General features: G+C 65.6%; 19 protein-coding genes and 1 tRNA gene. 8 read left to right on the plus strand and 12 right to left on the minus strand.

Annotated elements, in window-relative coordinates; all coding sequences use genetic code 11:
- The first annotated feature begins 2 nt into the window (after nt 1-2).
- Nucleotides 3-1,397, plus strand: coding sequence for an L-serine ammonia-lyase (locus Sj15T_RS02225; protein WP_013039689.1), 1,395 nt, complete (start codon nt 3-5; stop codon nt 1,395-1,397).
- 171 nt (nt 1,398-1,568) lie between these two features.
- Nucleotides 1,569-2,222, plus strand: coding sequence for a porin family protein (locus Sj15T_RS02230; RefSeq protein ID WP_007683483.1), 654 nt, complete (start codon nt 1,569-1,571; stop codon nt 2,220-2,222).
- Nucleotides 2,223-2,521: 299 nt separating this feature from the next.
- Here the strand turns inward: Sj15T_RS02230 and pyrF are convergent, their stop codons facing one another.
- Genes pyrF through Sj15T_RS02265 form a run of 7 tightly spaced genes read right to left on the minus strand, consistent with a single transcriptional unit; the run spans nt 2,522 to nt 8,633 of the window.
- A complete protein-coding gene (gene pyrF / locus Sj15T_RS02235) occupies nt 2,522-3,196 on the minus strand; it encodes an orotidine-5'-phosphate decarboxylase (protein WP_013039690.1) in 675 nt (224 codons plus the stop codon).
- Nucleotides 3,193-3,525, minus strand: coding sequence for a lipopolysaccharide assembly protein LapA domain-containing protein (locus tag Sj15T_RS02240; protein ID WP_013039691.1), 333 nt, complete (start codon nt 3,523-3,525; stop codon nt 3,193-3,195). Before Sj15T_RS02240 ends, pyrF begins: the two co-directional genes overlap by 4 nt.
- Nucleotides 3,526-3,555: 30 nt before the next feature.
- Nucleotides 3,556-4,428 (minus strand): aldose 1-epimerase, encoded by an 873-nt coding sequence (locus Sj15T_RS02245; RefSeq protein WP_013039692.1) that lies wholly within the window; start codon nt 4,426-4,428, stop codon nt 3,556-3,558.
- A gap of 14 nt (nt 4,429-4,442) precedes the next feature.
- Complete coding sequence (locus Sj15T_RS02250; protein WP_007683490.1) at nt 4,443-5,855, minus strand: sugar porter family MFS transporter; 1,413 nt, start codon at nt 5,853-5,855, stop codon at nt 4,443-4,445.
- A gap of 21 nt (nt 5,856-5,876) precedes the next feature.
- A complete protein-coding gene (locus tag Sj15T_RS02255) occupies nt 5,877-6,749 on the minus strand; it encodes an SMP-30/gluconolactonase/LRE family protein (protein ID WP_013039693.1) in 873 nt (290 codons plus the stop codon).
- A 4-nt stretch (nt 6,750-6,753) separates the two neighbouring features.
- Nucleotides 6,754-7,512: an SDR family oxidoreductase gene (locus tag Sj15T_RS02260; RefSeq protein WP_013039694.1), complete on the minus strand. Its 759-nt coding sequence runs from the start codon at nt 7,510-7,512 to the stop codon at nt 6,754-6,756.
- Nucleotides 7,509-8,633, minus strand: a complete 1,125-nt coding sequence (locus Sj15T_RS02265) for a fumarylacetoacetate hydrolase family protein (RefSeq protein WP_041386300.1) — start codon at nt 8,631-8,633, stop codon at nt 7,509-7,511. Before Sj15T_RS02265 ends, Sj15T_RS02260 begins: the two co-directional genes overlap by 4 nt.
- Before the next feature lie 137 nt (nt 8,634-8,770).
- On the opposite strand from Sj15T_RS02265, the gene Sj15T_RS02270 reads away from it, so the two are divergent.
- The 3 genes from Sj15T_RS02270 (at nt 8,771) to Sj15T_RS02280 (ending at nt 12,721) form a co-directional block, all read left to right on the plus strand.
- Nucleotides 8,771-9,643, plus strand: a complete 873-nt coding sequence (locus Sj15T_RS02270) for a Ku protein (RefSeq protein WP_013039696.1) — start codon at nt 8,771-8,773, stop codon at nt 9,641-9,643.
- Nucleotides 9,644-9,646: 3 nt separating this feature from the next.
- Nucleotides 9,647-12,136 (plus strand): DNA ligase D, encoded by a 2,490-nt coding sequence (gene ligD, locus Sj15T_RS02275; RefSeq protein ID WP_013039697.1) that lies wholly within the window; start codon nt 9,647-9,649, stop codon nt 12,134-12,136.
- Nucleotides 12,137-12,532: 396 nt separating this feature from the next.
- A complete protein-coding gene (locus Sj15T_RS02280) occupies nt 12,533-12,721 on the plus strand; it encodes a hypothetical protein (RefSeq protein ID WP_013039699.1) in 189 nt (62 codons plus the stop codon).
- A 100-nt stretch (nt 12,722-12,821) separates the two neighbouring features.
- Here the strand turns inward: Sj15T_RS02280 and Sj15T_RS02285 are convergent, their stop codons facing one another.
- Entirely contained in the window at nt 12,822-13,211 is a 390-nt protein-coding gene (locus Sj15T_RS02285; protein WP_041386302.1) for an EF-hand domain-containing protein, read from the minus strand.
- Nucleotides 13,212-13,457: 246 nt separating this feature from the next.
- On the opposite strand from Sj15T_RS02285, the gene purB reads away from it, so the two are divergent.
- On the plus strand, nt 13,458-14,771 hold the full coding sequence (gene purB, locus Sj15T_RS02290; protein WP_013039701.1) for an adenylosuccinate lyase: 1,314 nt from the start codon (nt 13,458-13,460) through the stop codon (nt 14,769-14,771).
- 143 nt (nt 14,772-14,914) lie between these two features.
- Here purB and Sj15T_RS02295 read toward each other — a convergent pair whose 3' ends face one another.
- The 4 genes from Sj15T_RS02295 to Sj15T_RS02310 form a co-directional block, all read right to left on the minus strand.
- Nucleotides 14,915-15,961, minus strand: coding sequence for a LacI family DNA-binding transcriptional regulator (locus Sj15T_RS02295; protein WP_013039702.1), 1,047 nt, complete (start codon nt 15,959-15,961; stop codon nt 14,915-14,917).
- A gap of 67 nt (nt 15,962-16,028) precedes the next feature.
- Entirely contained in the window at nt 16,029-16,520 is a 492-nt protein-coding gene (locus Sj15T_RS02300) for an Lrp/AsnC family transcriptional regulator (RefSeq protein WP_007683509.1), read from the minus strand.
- 57 nt (nt 16,521-16,577) lie between these two features.
- Nucleotides 16,578-16,654, minus strand: a tRNA-Pro gene (locus Sj15T_RS02305).
- A 104-nt stretch (nt 16,655-16,758) separates the two neighbouring features.
- A complete protein-coding gene (locus tag Sj15T_RS02310; protein WP_013039703.1) occupies nt 16,759-17,052 on the minus strand; it encodes a JAB domain-containing protein in 294 nt (97 codons plus the stop codon).
- A gap of 157 nt (nt 17,053-17,209) precedes the next feature.
- On the opposite strand from Sj15T_RS02310, the gene thyA reads away from it, so the two are divergent.
- Entirely contained in the window at nt 17,210-18,145 is a 936-nt protein-coding gene (gene thyA, locus Sj15T_RS02315) for a thymidylate synthase (RefSeq protein ID WP_007683513.1), read from the plus strand.
- 107 nt (nt 18,146-18,252) lie between these two features.
- On the plus strand, nt 18,253-19,548 hold the full coding sequence (locus Sj15T_RS02320) for a 3-methyl-2-oxobutanoate dehydrogenase (2-methylpropanoyl-transferring) subunit alpha (protein ID WP_007683515.1): 1,296 nt from the start codon (nt 18,253-18,255) through the stop codon (nt 19,546-19,548).
- Nucleotides 19,549-19,593 lie beyond the last annotated feature (45 nt).

A 19,593-nucleotide genomic window follows, 5' to 3' on the forward strand; every position in this document is an offset into this window, starting at 1 on the left:
CCATGCCCAGATCCCGCATCGACGCAGCCGCCGCGATCAGCGTCATGGACTTGTTCACCATCGGCATCGGGCCGTCCAGTTCGCACACGGTCGGGCCGATGCGCGCCGCGCTGATGTTCATGGATTCGCTGCCCGCCTTACCGGCCCGCGTGCAATGCGAACTCTACGGGTCGCTCGCCCTCACCGGAAAGGGGCACGCGACCGACACGGCCATATTGCTCGGCCTTTCCGGATACCGTCCCGAAAGCGTCGATCCCGACGCCATTGCCGACATCCTTGCCGCCATCCGGGGCGAGCGGCGCATCCGCGCCGGCAGCGCGGCGGGCCGCTTCGTCCCCTTCGACGAAACCGCCGACCTCCTCTTCCGCACGGGAGAGTTTCTGGAGGCGCACAGCAACGGCATGCGCTTTTCCGCCTGGGTCGACGGGCAGGAGGAGCCGCTGGTCCGCGACTATTATTCGGTCGGCGGCGGCGCTGTCCTGCCGGGCGCGGAGGCGATCGCCGCCGACGCGCAGCTCGGCCATAATGTCGTCCAGCCCTATCCCTTCTCCTCCGGCGCGGAAATGCTGGCGCTGGGGGAGAGCACCGGCCTCAGCATCGCCACGCTGGTGCTGCGCAACGAAGGGGCCTGGCGCGCGCCTCAGGAAACCGAGGCTTTCCTGGACAGCGTGATCGACGCGATGAGCGCCTCCATCGATCGCGGCATCAAGGGGGAGGGGCTGCTGCCCGGCGGCCTCAAGGTCCGCCGCCGCGCCCGCGCCATCCATAACCGGCTGCTCCTGCAGCAAAATGCCCTCGGCCCGGCGCAGATCTTCGAATGGGTCAGCCTCTTCGCGCTGGCGGTGAATGAGGAAAATGCCGCCGGCGGCCGCGTCGTCACCGCGCCGACCAACGGGGCGGCGGGCGTCATCCCCGCCGTGCTGCATTATTATCGCCGCTTCGTCCCCGGCGCGGACCGGGATGGGGAGCGCCGCTTCCTGCTGACCGCCGCCGCCATGGGTTTCCTCTACAAGAAGCGTGCCTCCATCTCCGCCGCCGAAATGGGTTGCCAGGGGGAGGTGGGCGTCGCCTGTTCCATGGCAGCGGCTGGCCTCGCCGCGGTGCTGGGCGGCACCAACCAACAGGTGGAAAATGCCGCGGAGATCGGCATGGAGCATAATCTGGGCCTCACCTGCGACCCCATTGGGGGGCTGGTGCAGATCCCCTGCATAGAGCGCAACACCATGGGCGCGGTGAAGGCGATCAACGCGGCCTATCTCGCGCTGCAGGGCGACGGCCGCCATATCGTCAGCCTGGACGCGGTCATAGAAACGATGCGCCAGACCGGCGAGGACATGGCCAGCCGCTACAAGGAAACAAGCCTCGGCGGCCTAGCCGTCAATGTCGTCGAATGCTGATCGACTCGTCGCCCGCACGCCTCGCAAAGCCGATGAACCGAGCCGCTTCTGTGGCATAAATGACACGAATTCAGTCGTTTATCTCCGGTTCATGCAACCTCGTGGGACTTCCGCGACTTCATCGTCTCCCCGGCTGAAAGGGGATGAGAAGATAAAGTGGAGTACCCGAATATGCACAAGATCCTGGCCGCAACCCTCCTGACCGGCGCAGCGGTCTCAAGCCCCGCTCTGGCGCAGGACGTCAATCCCACCTTCACCGGCCCTCGCGTCGAGGCGATTCTGGGCTATGACCATACGGGCGCCGGCAGCAGCGTAGACAATGACAATGACCGGGACGACCAGTCGATCGATGGCCTGCTCTACGGCGTGGGCGCTGGTTATGACGTGAACCTTGGCAGCGCGGTCGTCGGCGTCGAGGGCGAATTTACCGACTCCACCGCGAAAAGCGGTCGATCCGATCCCACCGACCAGTTCGGCTTCGGCCGCGTCAAGCAGGGCCGCGACCTCTATGTCGGCGCGCGGGCGGGCATCCTGGCCAGCCCGAACACGCTGGTCTATGTGAAGGGCGGCTACACCAACACGAAGCTGGATGTGCTGGCCGGCAACACCAATGTGGAAACCGACACCAATTTCAAGCTGGACGGCTGGCGCATCGGCGCGGGCGTGGAGCGGGCCATCAACGCCAACACCTTCGCCAAGCTCGAATATCGCTATTCCAAATATGAGGATGCGCATATCGATTTCGCCGACGGCACCACGACCGACGAATTCGGCATCGACACCGACCGGCACCAGATCGTCGCAAGCCTGGGTTGGCGCTTCTGATGGACGTTGGGATAGGGGAAAGGCGGTGTCTTATCCCCTCTCCCAATTCCGCCTACGGAAGGCGGACAATGCGGAATGGTGGGAAATGGCCAGTTGCGGTCATTACCCCCACCGTCACCCCGGACTTGATCCGGGGTCCCGCTTTTCTTGTAAAGCAGCGCCTCGACTAAGGCAGCGGGACCCCGGGTCAAGCCCGGGGTGACGAAAGGGGGAGCGTCCGCTTCCCACCCAAATCGACCAGCCGGCAAGCACAGAATTTGCCCACGCTGCCTGGCTTCACTCCGTTCAACAAGCTTCGCCTACAGCGTCGCCTCGATCTCCCGCGCCGCCAGGTCGGGATTGTCCGCCAGGCTGATCGGCCGGCCGACAACCAGGATGGAAGCGCCCCGGTCCAGCGCCTCGCGCGGCGTCACCGCGCGCTTCTGGTCGCCCATCGCGCCGCCCGCCGGCCGCACGCCCGGCACCACGAAGAAGCCGTCCGGCCAGGCCTTCTTCGCCAGCGCGACCTCTTCGCCGGAACAGACGATCCCGTCCAGCCCGGCGCTGCGCGCCAGGTCGGCCAACCGCGCCACCTGATCCTCCGCCTTGCCGCCAACGCCGATGTCCAGCAGGTCGCCATCGTCCAGGCTGGTCAGCACCGTCACGGCGACCACCCTGGTCTTGATCCCGGCGGCCGCTTTCGCATCCTCCAGCATGGCGCGCCCGCCGGCGGCATGGACGGTCAGGATCGCGGGTTCCAACATATGCAGCGCCTGCACCGCCTTGGCGACCGTGTTGGGAATGTCGTGCAGCTTCAGGTCGAGGAAGATGGGCAGGTCGAATTTCATCATCTCATGCACGCCGTGATGGCCATGGGCGCAGAAGAATTCGAGGCCCAGTTTCAGCCCGCCCACATGATGGCGCACCTGCTGTGCAAGGTCCTGGGCCTTGCGCAGGTCGGGCGTATCGATGGCGACGTAGATGGGGCTGGTCATGCTGGTCCTGTGGTGGAAAGGGTAGGGGCCGCTGCCGGACTGTCGGCGGCGGCGGGGAATGAAGGGGCGGAAGAGGGAGCGGCGGTTGCCGCGACCAGGGCGCGTTCGGTGCTCTCCAGCTTGCGCTTCATCCGCCAGCGCGTGGCCCGCGCCATGATCCAGAAGGGCAGCGCGCCCAGCAAATAGGCGCCGATCAGCAGGACCGGCAGCTTCGTTTCCATGACCAGGTCGCCCCAGAGGTTCACTTCCACGCGCGTGTAATTGGCGACGCAGAATAGCGCGAGGGCGACGGCGACGACGACCCAGAAGGCAGTCCGCAGAAATTGCATCAACGCTCCTATAGCTGCTGAACGGGCAGCTTAGGCGATTTTGTCGCGCTGCGGAAGCGCCTCGTCGGCAGGAGTGAAGGCGATGCGCAGGGAAAGCGTCTTTTCCGCGCCGGGTTCCATGCTTTCCATGCCCTCCGGACGATTGACGGCATCGGGCATGTGGCTGACCGGCTCCAGGCAGAAATCGCGGGAAAGGGGCGGCCGATAGACGTGGAACCATGACGCGCCCGATGCGCTCAGCTCGATCCGCGTCCCGTCGCCCCGCCGGATGATGGCGCTGCCGTTCCAGCCGCCATAGACATTGTCGATCAGCCCGTCGCCCCGCACCGGCGCGCCCGCCGACCAGTCGCCCAGCGCATCCGCCGCAACTTCCCGCACGGGCAGCAGGTCGGCCGCGGCAAGCCACAGCCGGTCGGCCTGGAACTGGAGCGAGCTGTCTTCGTCCGCCTGGAAATAGGGGTGAAATCCCAGGCCCGCCGGCATGGCTTCATCGCCGATGTTGCGCAGCGTCAGCCTCATTTCGATGGTATCGTCGAACAGCGTGAAATGCTGCTGCGCCTCATAGGCCCAGGGCCAGCCGCCATCGCCGTCATATCGATGGGTCAGGTGCGCGCTGTCCTGCGCGACGGCCTCGACATGCCATGCGGATGTCCAGCCGATGCCGTGGATGCTGTGCGGATGATCCCCGAAATTGAGCGGCAGCCGCACGTCGCGACCGGCGAAGCGGAAGCGGCCATGGGCGATGCGGTTCGCATAGGGCACCAGCGGAAAGCTGGCCATCTGCAACGGATCTGCGCTGCTTGCAGGAGCGGTGCGCAATATCTCCGTCCCCGCGAAGCGCAGCGCCGCCAGCGATCCGCCGACGGCAGGGGCGAGCGCGGCTTCCACCGCGCCCGCCTTCAAGGCGATGAGGCCGTTCAGCCGACCATGTCCTCAAGCTCTCGGCCCTTCGTCTCATGCACCAGGGCGCGGACGAAGAAGAAGGAGACGGCCGCGAAGAAGGCATAGCCGGTATAGGTGATCGCCAGGCCTGGCGACACCGCCAGTGCCGGGAAGCTGACGGAGATCAGCGCATTGGCGATCCACTGCGCGAAGCCGGAGACCGCAAGGCCCGATCCCCGGATCTGGTTGGGGAACATCTCGCCCAGCATGACCCACATGATCGGGCCCCAGCTCATGTTGAAGAAGATCACGTAGAGATTGGCGGCGACCAGCGCGATCACGCCGTTATTGCCGGGCAGCGACACCGCGCCGCCGGGCGCCGTGACCGCTGTCGAAAAGGCATAGGCGACGGTCGCCAGCGTCACCGCCATGCCCGCCGATCCCATCAGCAGCAACGGCTTGCGCCCCACCCTGTCGACCAGCGCGATGGTGGCAAGGCAGGCGCCGATGGACAGCACGCCCGACAGGATGTTGGTCTGGAGCGCATAATCCTCCGAAAAGCCGACCGCTTCCCAGAGCGTCGCGCCATAATAGAAGACGACGTTGATGCCGACGAGCTGCTGGAACACGGCCAGGCCGATGCCGGTCCAGACGATGGGGCGGATCTTGCCGCTGGCCTTGTCGATCAGGTCGCCGAGCTTGGGCCGGTGATGATCGGCGGCCAGGCTGTTGCGGATTTCCACCACCTTGCGCGATGCGGTCTCCGCGCCGAACAGGCGGGTGAGCACGGCATGGGCGCGCTCCTCCTGCCCGCGCGCCACCAGATAGCGGGGGCTTTCCGGGATGACGAGCAGCGCCAGGAAGTAGATCGCGGCCGGAATCGCCTGAAGCCAGAACATCCAGCGCCAGGCCGGAAAGCCCAGCCACAGCTCCGCCGTCGATCCGCCGGCATAGCGCGCCAGCACGAAATTGGCGACGAACGCGCCGGTCAGGCCGGATATGATCATCACCTGCTGCACGCTGGACAGCCGGCCGCGCACCGCCGCCGGAGTGACTTCGGAAATATAGACCGGGGAGATCACGCTCGCCGCGCCCACGCCCAGGCCGCCGATGATGCGCGCGACGATGAAGATGGCGGACGATCCCGCCGCTCCCGCCAATATCGCGCTGGCGAGGAACAGCACGGCCGACAGCATCATCACCCCGCGCCGTCCGATCAGGTCGGCCATGCGCCCGGCCAGGAACGCGCCGATGGAGGAGCCAACCAAAATGGCGCCGACATTGACGCCGATGCCCAGCTTGCCCAGGTCGAAGGCGCTTTCCAGCCCCTTCTGCGTGCCGTTGATGACGCCGCTGTCATAACCGAACATGAAACCGCCGATGGTCGCCACGGCGACGATGGCGGCGATGAAGGCCATATTGACCTTCTCGGCACTCCCTTCGGTCATTCCTGCTCCTCCGATTTTATTCTAAATGGCTGCAATATAGGATGTTTGCCCGCGCACGCCGGGATCGAAAGCGAAAAGATCGCCGGCGCAGGGCTGCGCGACAAGCTGGTCGCTCGTCAAGCCCTTGCGCGCCGTGGTGGCATAGGCGACCGACAGGTCTGGCCCGCCAAAGGCGATCTTGGTGATGTTGGCGACGGGAAAGCGGACCTCCGTCATCAGCCTGCCCGCGGGATCGTAGCGCCGCGCGGCCCAGCCGGCGAACAGCCCGGTCCAAAGGCAACCTTCCGCATCGACGGTCGGCCCGTCGGGATAGCCTGCGCCGTCCTCTATCTCCACGAACAGCGCCGTATCGTGAAGCGTGCCGTCGGCGGCGATCCGCGTCCGCCAGATCCGCTTGCCGAGCGTGTCGGTGTGATAGAGCAGCGTGCCGTCGGGCGAAAGGGCAGGACCGTTGGTGATGGCAATGGGGGGCAGGCCGCTTTCGGTCAGCCGGTCCTGGTGCAGCCGGTAGAAACGCCCGCTATCGGCCGCCTCCCCATCGTCCATCGACCCGAACCACAGGGCGCCTGCCGGATCGACGGTGGCGTCGTTCAGCCGGTTGCCGGGCCGGTCGGCCTCCGGCGCATGCAGCAAGGCGAAGCTGGCGGCATCCGGATCGAAACGGTGCACGCCGGACTGCAGGCCCACCGCGAACAGCCCGTCCCGCGTCGGCACTATCCAGCCGACCTGGGCCGGCGCATCCCAACTGCGCGCCACGCCTAGATGGGGATCGAAGCGATAGATGCGCTTCTGCTTGATGTCGACGAACCACAGCGCGGCATCGCGCGCCACCCAGACGGGGCCTTCGCCCAGGGTTGCGCCGACGCTCAGCACGCTTTCCGGAACGGGCGCCATGGCGTCAGCGCCAGCCCGCGTCGATGAAATAATCATGCCCGGTGCACATGCGCGCATCGTCGGACGCCAGGAACATGGCCAGCGCCGCCACGTCCGCCGGCATGATCCGCCCGTTCAGGCATTGCGCGGCGACGATCTCCGCCTCGCCCTCCGGCGTGTACCATTTCATCTGGCGCGGCGTCTTCACATTGCCGGGGATGATGGTGTTGACGCGGATATTGTCGCGGCCCAGGTCGCGGGCCAGGCTGCGCGTCAGGCCCTCTATCCCGGCCTTGGCGGTCTGGTACAGCACCAGGTCGGGCAGGGCGAGGTGCCAACTGATCGATCCGAAGTTCAGGATCACGCCCCCGCCGGCGCGCTTCATCGCCGGGACCACGGCCTGCGCCGCGAAGAACAGGTGGCGCAGGTTCACCGCCATCCGCTCGTCCCAATAAGCGGGCGTGACTTCCTCGATGCCGTGACGGTCGTCATTGGCCGCATTGTTGATCAATATGTCGACGCCGCCAAGCTGTTCCTCCACCGTGGCGATCATCGCCTGCACGGCTTCGATGTCCCGAAGGTCGCAGGGGTGGAAGATCGGCGGGAAATCCGCGCCCTTCAGCCGCTCCGCGACCGCCTCGCTCTCCTCTTGCGCGATGTCGCAAAAGGCGACCCTGGCGCCTTGCGCGGCAAAGGCTTCGACCAGGCCTTCGCCGATCCCGCTGCCGCCGCCGCTGATGAAGACGCGCTTGCCCTTCAGGCTCGGATAGACGGCGCTGTTCATGCGAGCAGACCCCGCTTGGCGAGGTTCGCCATCAGCGCCGAAAGCCCGAAACTCCAGGGTTCGGCATCCTTCGACGTCACCACCCGGTTCACCAGCCTCCCCAGGCGCGGGGTGGAGATGGCGACGCTGTCGCCCACCTTGTGGGTAAAGCCATGCCCCGGCTCGTCGCGATCCTGCACCGGCGCGAACAGCGTGCCCAGGAACAGGGCGAACCCGTCGGGATATTGATGTTCCGACAGTGTCTGGCGCGCCAGTTCCAGCGGATCGCGGCTGATCTGGTTCATGCTGCTGGTGCCCTCCAGCCTGTATCCTTCCGGCCCGTCGATGGTCAGTTCCACCACGGCATCGCGCACGTCGTCGATGGTGAAATCATTGTCGAACAGCCGGACCAGCGGCCCCAGCGAGCAGGAGGCGTTATTGTCCTTCGCCTTGCCCAGCAGCAGCGCGGAACGCCCTTCGAAATCGCGCAGATTGACGTCATTGCCCAGCGTCGCGCCGATGGCCTGTCCGTTCGCGCCGACGATCAGCACGATCTCCGGCTCCGGATTGTTCCAGTTCGAATCGGAACGGATGCCGATTTCCGCGCCGGCGCCTACCGTGGACAGCACGGGCGCCTTGGTGAACACCTCGGCGTCGGGGCCGATGGCGACCTCCAGATATTGCGACCAGAGACCATCTTCGATCAGCGCCTGCTTGAGCGCCGCGGCTTCGGTCGAACCCGGCACTACCGCCCGGATGGACCCGCCGACCCTCTCCTCCAGTCGCGACCGGATGTCCGCCGCCGCGCCTGCGTCGCCGCGCGCCCGCTCCTCGATCACGCGCTCGATGGCGGACAAGGCGAAGGTCACGCCGCAGGCCTTGACGCATTGCAGGTCGACCGGGCTCAGCAGCGGCAGGTCCAGCGCGTCCAGCGCGCCGAGCGCCGCGCCGTCGGCCGCTTTGGCCGTGGGCAGCATCTCCACCAGTTGCGCGGCGGTGGGCGCAACGCGGCTCATGTCGTAGGCGATGCCGCCCTCCACCAATATGGGACTGGGGCCTTCCGCCGTTTCCACGCGGCCCATGAACAGGCCGGACCGCCAGTCGGCGGGAAGGCAATCGAGCAAAGTGGAGACCCCCGGCATCATCGACTCCTAAGAACATACGTTATTGATAGCGCTACCAACACGACTGGCGACGGAAGTCAAGGGTGCTGCGACGGTAAAGCGGGAACTGCCCCTTCATCCGCGCATTTCCTCCTGGAAAAGGAGGCTGCACGCTCATGGCCGCTCGCGCATATTGGCAGGGGCAGATTCGTCTGGCGCTGGTATCCATTCCGGTGGAAATCTATGCCGCCACCAAGTCAGGCGCGCAGATCGCCTTTCACCAGATCCACCAGCCCAGCGGGAAGCGCGTCCGTTATGAAAAGACCGTCCCCGGCATCGGTCCGGTCGATCCTGAGGACATCGTCAAGGGCTATGAACTGTCCAAGGGCGACTATGTGCTGCTCCAGCCCGACGAGATCGAGGCGGTGAAGCTGGAAAGCAAGAAGACGCTCGAACTCACCCAGTTCGTCGACGCCAGCGAGATCGATGTCCTTTATTATGAGCGACCCTATTATGTCGTGCCCGCCGACGATCTGGCGGAGGAGGCCTTTATCGTCCTGCGGGAGGCGCTGAGGCGGACGAGGAAGGTCGGCCTGGGCCAACTCGCCATGCGGGGCCGGGAATATGTCGTGTCGCTGAAGCCCTGCGGCCGGGGCATGGTGCTGGAAACGCTGCGCTACGCCGATGAGGTGAACCGCGCCCAAAGCTATTTCCGGGACATAGAGGATGCGAAGCCCGATGCGGAACTGCTCGACCTGGCGGAGACGCTGATCGAGAAGAAGACCGCGCCCTTCAAGCCCGACAGCTTCCACGACCGCTATGTGGATGCGCTGGAGCGCTTGATCGAAAAGAAGAAGAAGTCGAAGGGCCGCCGGATCATCGAGGAGGAAGAGGAGGGCACGGTCGCGCGCGGCAGCAATGTGATCGACCTGATGGCGGCGCTCAAGAAATCGGTCGGCTCCGGCACGGCTGCATCCGGCTCGAAACCGGCCGCGAAGAAAGCACCCGCCAAGACGCCCGCCAAGCCGGCCAGTCGAAAACGGGCCTGACCCATGGCCGATGCCGATCCGCTCAGCGCCTATAACCGCAAGCGCGATTTCAGCCGGACTCGCGAACCGGCGGGCAGGCGCGGCCGCAGGCAGGGCAATGGCTTCATCGTGCAGAAGCATGACGCGACCCGCCTGCATTACGATTTCCGCCTGGAAATGGACGGCGTGCTTAAGAGCTGGGCGGTGACGCGAGGGCCCAGCATCGATCCCGCGGACAAGCGGCTGGCCGTCCGAACCGAGGATCACCCGCTGTCCTATGCGACGTTCGAGGGGACGATCCCCAAGGGCGAATATGGCGGTGGCACGGTCATGCTCTGGGACGAGGGCACCTGGGAGCCGGTCCCCGGCAAGAGCGCGAGCGACCTTGAGAAAGGGCATCTCCACTTCATCCTGCACGGCGAGCGGATGCGCGGCGAATGGCTGCTGATCCGGCTGAAGCCGCGAGGTCGGGAAAAGAGGGAAAACTGGCTGCTGCGCAAGATCGAGGATGCCCATGCCGGCAGCGCTGACGATCTTATCGCCCGCAATCTGACAAGCATCAGGAGCGGCCGCACCATGGCGGAAATCGCGGCGGGCGCGCCGGCCATTTCGCTGAAGGGGAAGAAGGGAAAGGCCTTCGACGCGGCGATGGCGCAGGCCGACCGGGCCGTCCCGGCGAAGAGGCGCGCCAGGGCGGGATCGGACCGCCCGCCGCCCTTCCAGCCGCCGCAACTGGCGACCCTGGTCGACGCCGTGCCCACGGGCAATGGCTGGATGCACGAGATCAAATATGACGGCTATCGCTGCCTGGTTTCGGCATCGGGCGGGAAGGTCAGGATTTTCACGCGGTCCGGCCTCGACTGGACGGATCGCTTCGCGCCCCTCCCCGCCGAAATCGCGGCGATGAACCTGCCCGGCGCCCTGATCGATGGGGAGGTCGTCGCGCTCGGCAGCGATGGAAATCCGGATTTCTCCACGCTCCAGCAGCTGTTGAAGGGGGAGGGGAAGGCGGCGCTGCACCTGTTCGCCTTCGACCTGCTCCAACTGGACGGGCAGGATCTGACCGCCATGCCCAATATCGGCCGGAAGGAAAAGCTGGCCGCCCTGTTGGGCGAAGGTGCCGCGCATGTCCATGTCGGGGACCATGTCGTCGGGGCGGGGGAAAGGCTGTTCCAGGCCATGTGCGGCGCGGGGCAGGAGGGGATCATTTCAAAGCGCGCCGACGCCCCCTATCGCGGCGCGCGCACGAAGAATTGGCTGAAGGTCAAATGCACCCGCCGCCAGGAATTCGTCATCGTCGGCTGGACCCTGAGCGGCGCCAGCGGGCGCTCCATCCGCAACCTGCTGCTCGGCCAGCGGGAGGGGGAGGGGCTGGTCTATGCGGGAAAGGTCGGCACGGGCTTCAACGCGGCCAACAGCGCCGGGCTGGTCGCGGCGCTCGGCAAGCGGGGGCGCAAGACCGCCGCGCTCAGCGTGCCGCGCAGCGAAAGCCGGGGCGCCCAATGGGTTCGCCCCGATCTGGTCGCGGAAATCGCCTTTGCCGAATTCACGGCGGAAAATATCGTCCGCCATGCCAGCTTCCTGGGCCTGCGCGAGGACAAGGCGGCCAGGGAGGTGCGACGCGAGGAAGCCATGCCGACGCCTGAAGCCCAAAGTTCGATCCAGATCAGCAATCCCGACCGCCTGATCTTCCCGGAGGCGAAGATCACCAAGGGCGAGCTTGCCGAATATTACGCCCGCATGGGCGCGGCGATGCTGCCCTGGATAGCCCGTCGGCCGATCAGCCTGGTCCGCTGTCCGCAGGGCCGCGCGAAGAAATGCTTTTTCCAGAAGCATGACAGCGGCAGTTTCGGCGACCATGTCAAACATGTCCCGATCCGCGAGAAGGAGGGGAATGAGGAGGATTATCTTTATATAGAGGATAGCGATGGCCTGTTGGCCTGCGTCCAGATGGGGGCGATCGAATTTCACGGCTGGGGTTCGGGCGTCGCGGATGTCGAGCGGCCGGATCGCATGATCTTCGACCTCGATCCGGACGAAGGGCTGGACTTCGAGGATGTGAAGAAGGCGGCGCGGGACATCCGCCGGGCGCTGGAGGATATGGGCCTTGCCAGCTTCGCCATGCTGTCGGGCGGCAAGGGCATCCACGTCGTCGTGCCGCTGACGCCGCAGGCGCAATGGCCGGAGGTCAAGGATTTCGCTGACCGCTTCGCCCGTGCCCTCGCCGCCCAGGAACCGGATCGCTTCACCGCGACGATGAGCAAGGCGAAGCGCAAGGGCCGCATCTTCATCGACTGGCTGCGCAACCAGCGCGGCGCCACGGCGGTGCTGCCCTATGTGGTGCGCGCCCGCGAGCTTGCGTCCGTCGCCGCCCCCGTCACCTGGGAAGAGTTGGACGGGATCGAGAGCGCGGCGCACTTCACGGTGAAGGACGCCGCCCTCCTGCTCGACCGCGCCTCCTCGCGAGACTTGCGCGGCTGGGGGGAAGCGCACCAGCCGCTGCCCGCTCATTAGGGCCGATCGCTGGCCAGGCAGCGTGGACAAATTCAAGACTCGCCGGACTGAGTGATTTGAGTGGAGAGCGGACGTTCTTAATCCTCCCCATCGATAGATGGGGAGGGGGACCGGCCGAAGGCTGGTGGAGGGGAAAATGCGCAGGTCGCGCCATTTCCCCTCCACCCCTCGCTTCGCGAGCGGTCCCCCTCCCCACGCTGCGCGCAGGGAGGATTTAGTGGCTGCTATTGGCCATTTCCCGACATTTTCGAATTTGTCCACGCAGTCCAGGAAATCGCGGAAGGCAAGGAAAAACGGAGCGGCGGTCCGGTTCGGTCAGGTCGAAAGCCCCTCCAGCGGATTTTCGCCACATCCGCCTTTTCTGCGCGGACGCTTTGTTGCATATCGGGAATCACCATGACGAAGCCGACCGAAGAAGCGCCCGAACGCGGTGCCGCAACCCCCGTCTCCACCAACGAGACGTCCGACATGGCCTCCGCGGCCCGCAAATCGGCGGGCAAGGCCGTCTGGATGGGAACGGCCGTCGGCATCGGATCTGCCGCCATCGTCGCGGCCTTGCTCTACGCAAACAAGAAACGGGGCTGACGCTCCCGAAAGGCGAAAAAAGAGGCGGCATGGCCTTCGCTCCATGCCGCCCCATGATGCGACCCTTCCAGGGTTCTTTCTCCGCTCGGGCGGAGAATTCCTAAGCCGCGCCGCCGCTCAGATAGGCGATCAGTTCCGGCTTGCTGACCGTTGCGCTCTTGTCGGCATCTGCGGTGACGAATGCGCCATCGGCCCAGGCGGTCACCTCCGCGGGCGCGAGGGATTTGCCCGTCGCCTTCAGTTCCTGGTCCTTTAACGCCACCATCCAGCGCGAAAATTCCGCCTTGTCGAGTTGGCCGTCATGATTCTGGTCATAGGCCGGAAATTCGGTGTCGACGATGGACGCGACCGCATCCCCTGAGGTGGCGGGCTGGGCCTGGTTCCCCTGCGGCGAGGCGGGAGCGGACTCCTGCGGGGCGGCCGCCCCCGCCTGCGCCAGGGCGGGCGTCGCTGTCAAAAGGGCGCTCGTCAGAAGAAATGCGCGGATCATCATCTGCTCCAAGGAACCGATCGGGCGAACTTTCACGGCGATAATAGCCAAATAAAACATGCCGTTCCTGACTTTTTGTTCATCCCTCTCCACTCATCTTCCGATTCGGTTCAGCTTGGCGACCGATGCTGCGATTAATGGGACGAAGCACGGAAAAGCGGCGGGTTTTTCCGGCGATTTGCCCCGCAAAGGCGGTGCTGCTAGGCGGCGCAGCGACATTCAACTCATGCACGCAGGATTCGCCCGATGGTCCCCCGTTACGCCCGCCCGCAAATGACCGCCCTCTGGGAGCCGGAAGCCCGCTTCAGGATATGGTTCGAGATCGAGGCGCATGCGACCGAAAAGCTGGGCGAACTGGGCGTGGTGCCGCCATCCGCCGCCAAGGCGCTGTGGGACTGGTGGGCGACCGAGCCCGCCATCGACGTGCCCGCCATCGACGCCATCGAGGCGGTGACCAAGCATGACGTCATCGCCTTCCTGACCTGGGTAGCCGAACAGGTGGGCGACGAAGCCCGCTTCATGCACCAGGGCATGACGTCCAGCGACGTGCTGGACACCTGCCTTGCCGTGCAGTTGAGCCGCGCCGCCGACCTGTTGATCGACGACCTCGACAAGCTGCTGGAGGTCATCAAGCGCCGCGCCTATGAGCATAAGCTGACCCCGACCATCGGCCGCAGCCACGGCATCCATGCCGAGCCTGTGACGTTCGGCCTGAAAATGGCGGAGGCCTATGCGGAGTTCAGCCGTTGCAAGGCGCGCCTGATCGCCGCCCGCGCCGAAGTCGCGACCTGCGCCATTTCCGGCGCGGTCGGCACCTTCGCCAATATCGACCCCCGCGTCGAGGAGCATGTCGCCGAAAAGCTGGGCCTCGCCGTCGAGCCGGTGTCGACCCAGGTCATCCCGCGAGACCGGCATGCGATGTTCTTCGCCACCCTGGGCGTCATTGCCTCGTCCATCGAGCGGCTGGCCGTCGAGGTCCGCCACCTCCAGCGCACCGAGGTGCTGGAGGCGGAGGAATATTTCTCGCCCGGCCAGAAGGGTAGTTCCGCCATGCCGCACAAGCGCAACCCGGTGCTGACCGAGAACCTGACCGGCCTTGCCCGCATGGTGCGCAGCTATGCGCTGCCGGCGATGGAGAATGTGGCGCTCTGGCACGAGCGCGACATCAGCCATTCGTCGGTGGAGCGCTATATCGGCCCCGACGCCACCATCACGCTTGACTTCGCGCTGGGGCGCCTGACGGGGGTCATCGACAAGCTGCTCGTCTACCCTGAGCGGATGATGAAGAATCTCGACAAGATGGGCGGCCTGGTCCATTCGCAGCGGGTGCTGCTGGCGCTGACCCAGGCGGGCGTCTCGCGAGAGGACAGCTACCGCTATGTCCAGCGCAACGCGATGAAGGTCTGGGAATCGGACGGCCAGCTATCGCTGATGGAATTGCTCAAGGCCGATCCGGACGTCGCGGCGGCGCTCACGGCCGAGCAGATCGACGAGAAGTTCAACCTCGATTATCACTTCCGCCAGGTCGACACGATATTCCGCCGGGTGTTCGGGGAATAGGACCAGGCCGGCTAAGCCAAGCCCAACGCCGCTTCCCTGTGCTCCTGCGAAGGCAGGAGCACAGTCCCGCCGCCCCTGGCGGATCACTCGACGATGGAGCTGGCCCCTCCCAGGCCATCTGTCTCCTTATCGGCGGAAAGCCGTCAATGCGGAACGGCGTCGGATTGCCGCCGGATCAATTCGTAATCCAGCAGCAGATGCGACGGCTTTTCCTCCGACTTGCCCTTGCGCGCCTTGATCTGCCGCACCAGCAACTCGACGGCGGCGCGCGACATGGCGCTGATCGGCTGGCGGATGGTCGTCAATTCGGGCCAGATCGTGGTCGCCAGCGACGTGTCGTCGAAGCCGCATACGGTCAGGTCGCCCGGCACGTCCAGCCCGCTGCGATGGGCAATGGCGACGGCCGCCGCCGCCATGTCGTCATTGCTGGCGAAGATCGCGGTCGGCGGCTTGGGCAGCGCCAGGATTCGCTCCGCCGCGTCCAGCCCGGATCGATAGGTGAAATAGCCCTGTTCGACCAGCGTCTCGTCCGGCGCGATGCCCGCTTCCGCCAGCGCGTCGCCATAGCCCTCCAACCGGCGCTGGCTGGCGCTCTGGTTCGGATGACCCTTGATGAAGCCGATGCGGCGATGACCCAGCGCGATCAGATGGCGCGTCATCGCCAGCGCGGCGGCATGGTCGTCGATGCTGACCGCCGACATGTCGGCGGGCGCCTCCCCGGTGGCGACCGCGACGGCGACCAGGTCCGCCGCCTTCAGCGCGTCCTTCATCGCCTGGTGGTCGCACAGCGGCGGCGGCAGGATGACGCCGTTGATCCGGCCGCGCAACAGATGGTCGACCACCGTGCCGACGGCGGTTTCCTCATCCCATTTCTCCACCACCAGGTCGACGCCGCTGCGGCTGGCCTGGTCCAGGCTGCCGACCAGGAATTCGCTCAGATAGGAAGCCGAAGGGTTGCTGTAGAGCAGGCCGATGCGGGTTTCGTCCCCGCCCGCCAGGCTGCGCGCGGCGGCGCTGGGCGAATAGTTGAGCGCGGCGATGGCCGCTTCCACCTTTTCCTTTGTGGCGCTTCGGACGATCTGTTCGCCGTTGATCACGCGGGACACGGTCATGGGCGAAACGCCCGCATGTTTCGCGACATCGTTGATGGTCGGGGCGTTGCGCTGCCGCCTAGAGCTTCTCGGTTCCATGAGCGTAATGGTAACGGGAAGCTCGCCCGATACTAAGCAAAATCCTCCATCGTCTTTTCGGATCGCGTCAATTACGGCTCTTGGCGCGGGGATGGCCGCTCGCGTCCAGCACGGTTTCCATCGCGACATAGGTGGAGGTGCTGGCGACATGGGGCAGGCTGGAGATCTTCTCCCCCAGCACGGCGCGGTAACGGCGGATGTCGGCCGTCCTCACCTTCAGCAGATAATCGAAGCTGCTGGCGATCATATGGCATTCCTCGACCTCGGGAATGCGGCGGACGGCGGCGTTGAACTCGTCCAGCGCCTTTTCGCGCGTGTCGGACAGCTTCACCTCGGCGAAGGCGACATGGTCCATGCCCAGCTTCGCCGGATCGACGATCGCCCGAAATCCCCGGATCACCCCCGTTTCGATGAGGCGGCGCAGGCGGACCTGGCAGGGCGTCTTGGACAGGCCCACCGCCTGGGCCAGGTCGGTGACCGTCATGCGGCCGTCCTCTATGAGGGCGGCGACGATCTTCCGGTCGAATTCGTCCATCTCGATCGTCGGCGGATTTTTCATGGGTTTTGCCGTGGAAGCATGCTGTCGCGAAAACCATGGATTTTCCGACAAATATGATGGTCGGGGAGAGAGGATTCGAACCTCCGGCCCCTGCCTCCCGAAGACAGTGCTCTACCAGGCTGAGCTACTCCCCGACCGATAGCGGGTCCGTTTCGAGGCGGGCCCGCTGGGCAGGCCGCAGCCTATAGAGGTGGCTTTTCCGGCTGGCAAGCGGCCGTTGCGGTTTTTTTTGGGCGGTTCATAAAAGCCCCGCCTGGCGGAAGCTGAAACGCCCCTTTCGCCCGTGAATCACATGGTCCGCCAGCGCGATCTCGATCGGGCGCAGGCGTTTCGAGAGGGTCCGGGTCAGCCGGATGTCGGCCCAGCGCGGAAGGGGGCTGTCGGGCCGCTGCTGCTCGATCGCCAGCCAACGGCTCTCCCACCGCAGCAGCGCGTTCACGGTGTCGCGCCAGTCCTGATCGGCGCGCAGCCGGTGAAGCGGCCGCCATTCGTCGTCCAGGACGAGAAGGTTCAGGGAGGCGGGTTGCGGCATGCGTCGCAGAATGGCCCTGCGCCGCCCGGGCGGTAGGGGAAGGCTGGTCCCTTTCGGAGGAAGCGGCAGCCAATCTTGTCCGTTTCGCAGCATTTGGCGTCGGCGGGCCGCTTCGCTACAGGAGGGGGCAGCCCGCCAGAATCATGAAAGTGTCCGCATGGCATCCTCTCCGCCCCATTATGAGCAGCAATATCTGGACCTGATGCGGCACATCTGGCTGCATGGGGATGAGCGGATCGACCGGACGGGCGTGGGCACGCGGTCGATATTGGGCGCGACGATGCGCTTTTCGCTGGCCGACGACGCGGTGCCGCTGCTCACCACCAAGCGGGTCTATTGGAAGGTTGCCGCGCGGGAGATGCTGTGGTTCCTGACCGGCGACACCAACATCCGCGAACTGGTGCGGCAGGGCGTGCATATCTGGACCGACTGGCCGCTGGACAGTTACCGCAAGGCCACGGGCGAGGAAATCGACCGCGACGCGTTCGAGGCGCGGATCGTCGAGGATCAGGCCTTCGCGGCGCGCTGGGGCGATCTGGGGCCGGTCTATGGCGCGCAATGGGTGAACTGGCCGCGCTATGAGGAGGTCGGGGACGGCCTCTACCGCCGGGCGGCGCAGGGACATAACCAGATTGCCGATCTGGTCGAGGCAATTCGGACCAGCCCCGGCTCGCGGCGCTTGCTGTTCACTGGCTGGAACGTGGCGGAAGTATCGCGCATGGCGCTGCCGCCCTGTCACATGACCTATCAGTTCCAGGTGGCGAACGGGCGGCTGAACGGGCTGCTGTTCCAGCGGAGCTGCGACCTGGGGCTGGGCTTCGCCTTCAATATATTCGGCCTGTCGATGATCACCCGGATGCTGGCGCAGCAATGCGATCTGGAGGCCGGCGAGATCGTCTGGCAGGGCGGGGACGTGCATCTCTACCTCAACCACGCCGAACTGGTGGAGGAGCAGATCGGCCGAATTCCGTCGGGCAGCCCAAAATTGCGGATCAACCGCCGCCCTTCGAGCATTTTCGATTATCGGATCGAGGATTTCGAAGTGGCCGATTACGCGCCGCAAAGGCATATCGCCGCCCCCGTCGCCGTCTAGCGGAGGACGAGACGCGGCCAGATGGGTCAGCAAGGCTTGCCTTTGCGGGTGTTGTAATATAATAATTGCACTGAGCAATATTATTGCAATGCACAAAAGGAGGCAGGATGAGCGACCGGATCGATTCGGACGCTGGAAGGGAGGAGGCAGGGCGTAATCTGCCGCCGCTCCGGCTGCATGTGCCGGAGCCGAAATTCAGGCCTGGCGACAGCGCCGATTTCAGCGACTTCGACATTCCGCCCGCCGGTGCGCAGGCGCGGCCGGACGAGACGGCGCAGCCTGCCGGGATGCGCGACCTCGCCTATGGGCTGGTTCGGGTGCTGGATGAGGAGGGGGCTGCGGTCGGCCCCTGGGATCCCAAGCTGCCGCCGGAAATGCTGCTCAAGATGCTTCGCAACATGGCGCTGACGCGGGCGTTCGACGCGCGCATGTTCCGCGCCCAGCGGCAGGGCAAGACCAGCTTCTACATGAAGTCGACGGGCGAGGAGGCCGTGTCGATCGGCGCCGCCGCGGCGCTGGCGAGCGATGACATGTGCTTTCCCAGCTATCGCCAGCAGGGCATATTGATCGCCCGTGGCTGGCCCATCGTCGACATGATGAACCAGATCTATTCGAACAAGGGCGACAGGCTGAAGGGGCGCCAGCTTCCCATCATGTATTCGGCGCGGGACGCGGGGTTCTTCTCCATTTCCGGCAACCTCACCACCCAATATCCGCAGGCCGTGGGCTGGGCCATGGCCAGCGCGGCGCGGGGCGACACGCGGATCGCGGCGACCTGGTGCGGGGAAGGATCCACGGCGGAGGGCGACTTCCATTCGGCCTGCACCTTCGCCAGCGTCTATCGCGCGCCGGTCATCATGAATGTCGTGAACAACCAGTGGGCGATCAGCAGCTTTTCGGGCTTTGCGGGGGCGGAGGCGACGACCTTCGCGGCGAGGGCCATTGGCTATGGCATTGCAGGCCTCAGGGTCGACGGCAACGATGCGCTGGCGGTCTATGCCGCGACGCGCTGGGCCGCGGACCGGGCGCGGGCCAATGCAGGCCCGACCCTGATCGAACATTTCACCTATCGGGTCGAGGGGCACAGCACGTCGGACGATCCCGGCGCCTATCGCTCCGCCGACGAGGCGAGCCACTGGCCGCTGGGCGACCCCATTGCGCGGCTCAGGAAGCATTGCATCGCGCTCGGCATCTGGGACGAGGAGCGGCACGCGGCGATGGACAGGGAACTGGCCGAAATGGTCCGCGACGCGGCGCGGGAGGCGGAGAAGAACGGCATTCTGGGCCATGGCCTGCACCATCCGATGGAATCGATGTTCGAGGACGTGTTCGAGGAAATGCCCTGGCACCTGCGCGAGCAGCAGCAGAAAATGCTCGACGAATGGAAGGCAGCCGGCCTGTGAGCGACATGATGAGCGAAGCGGCGACGGAAACCCACGGCGACACGG

The sequence above is a fragment of the Sphingobium sp. TA15 genome (genome assembly GCF_037101235.1).
Lineage (GTDB): Bacteria > Pseudomonadota > Alphaproteobacteria > Sphingomonadales > Sphingomonadaceae > Sphingobium > Sphingobium indicum.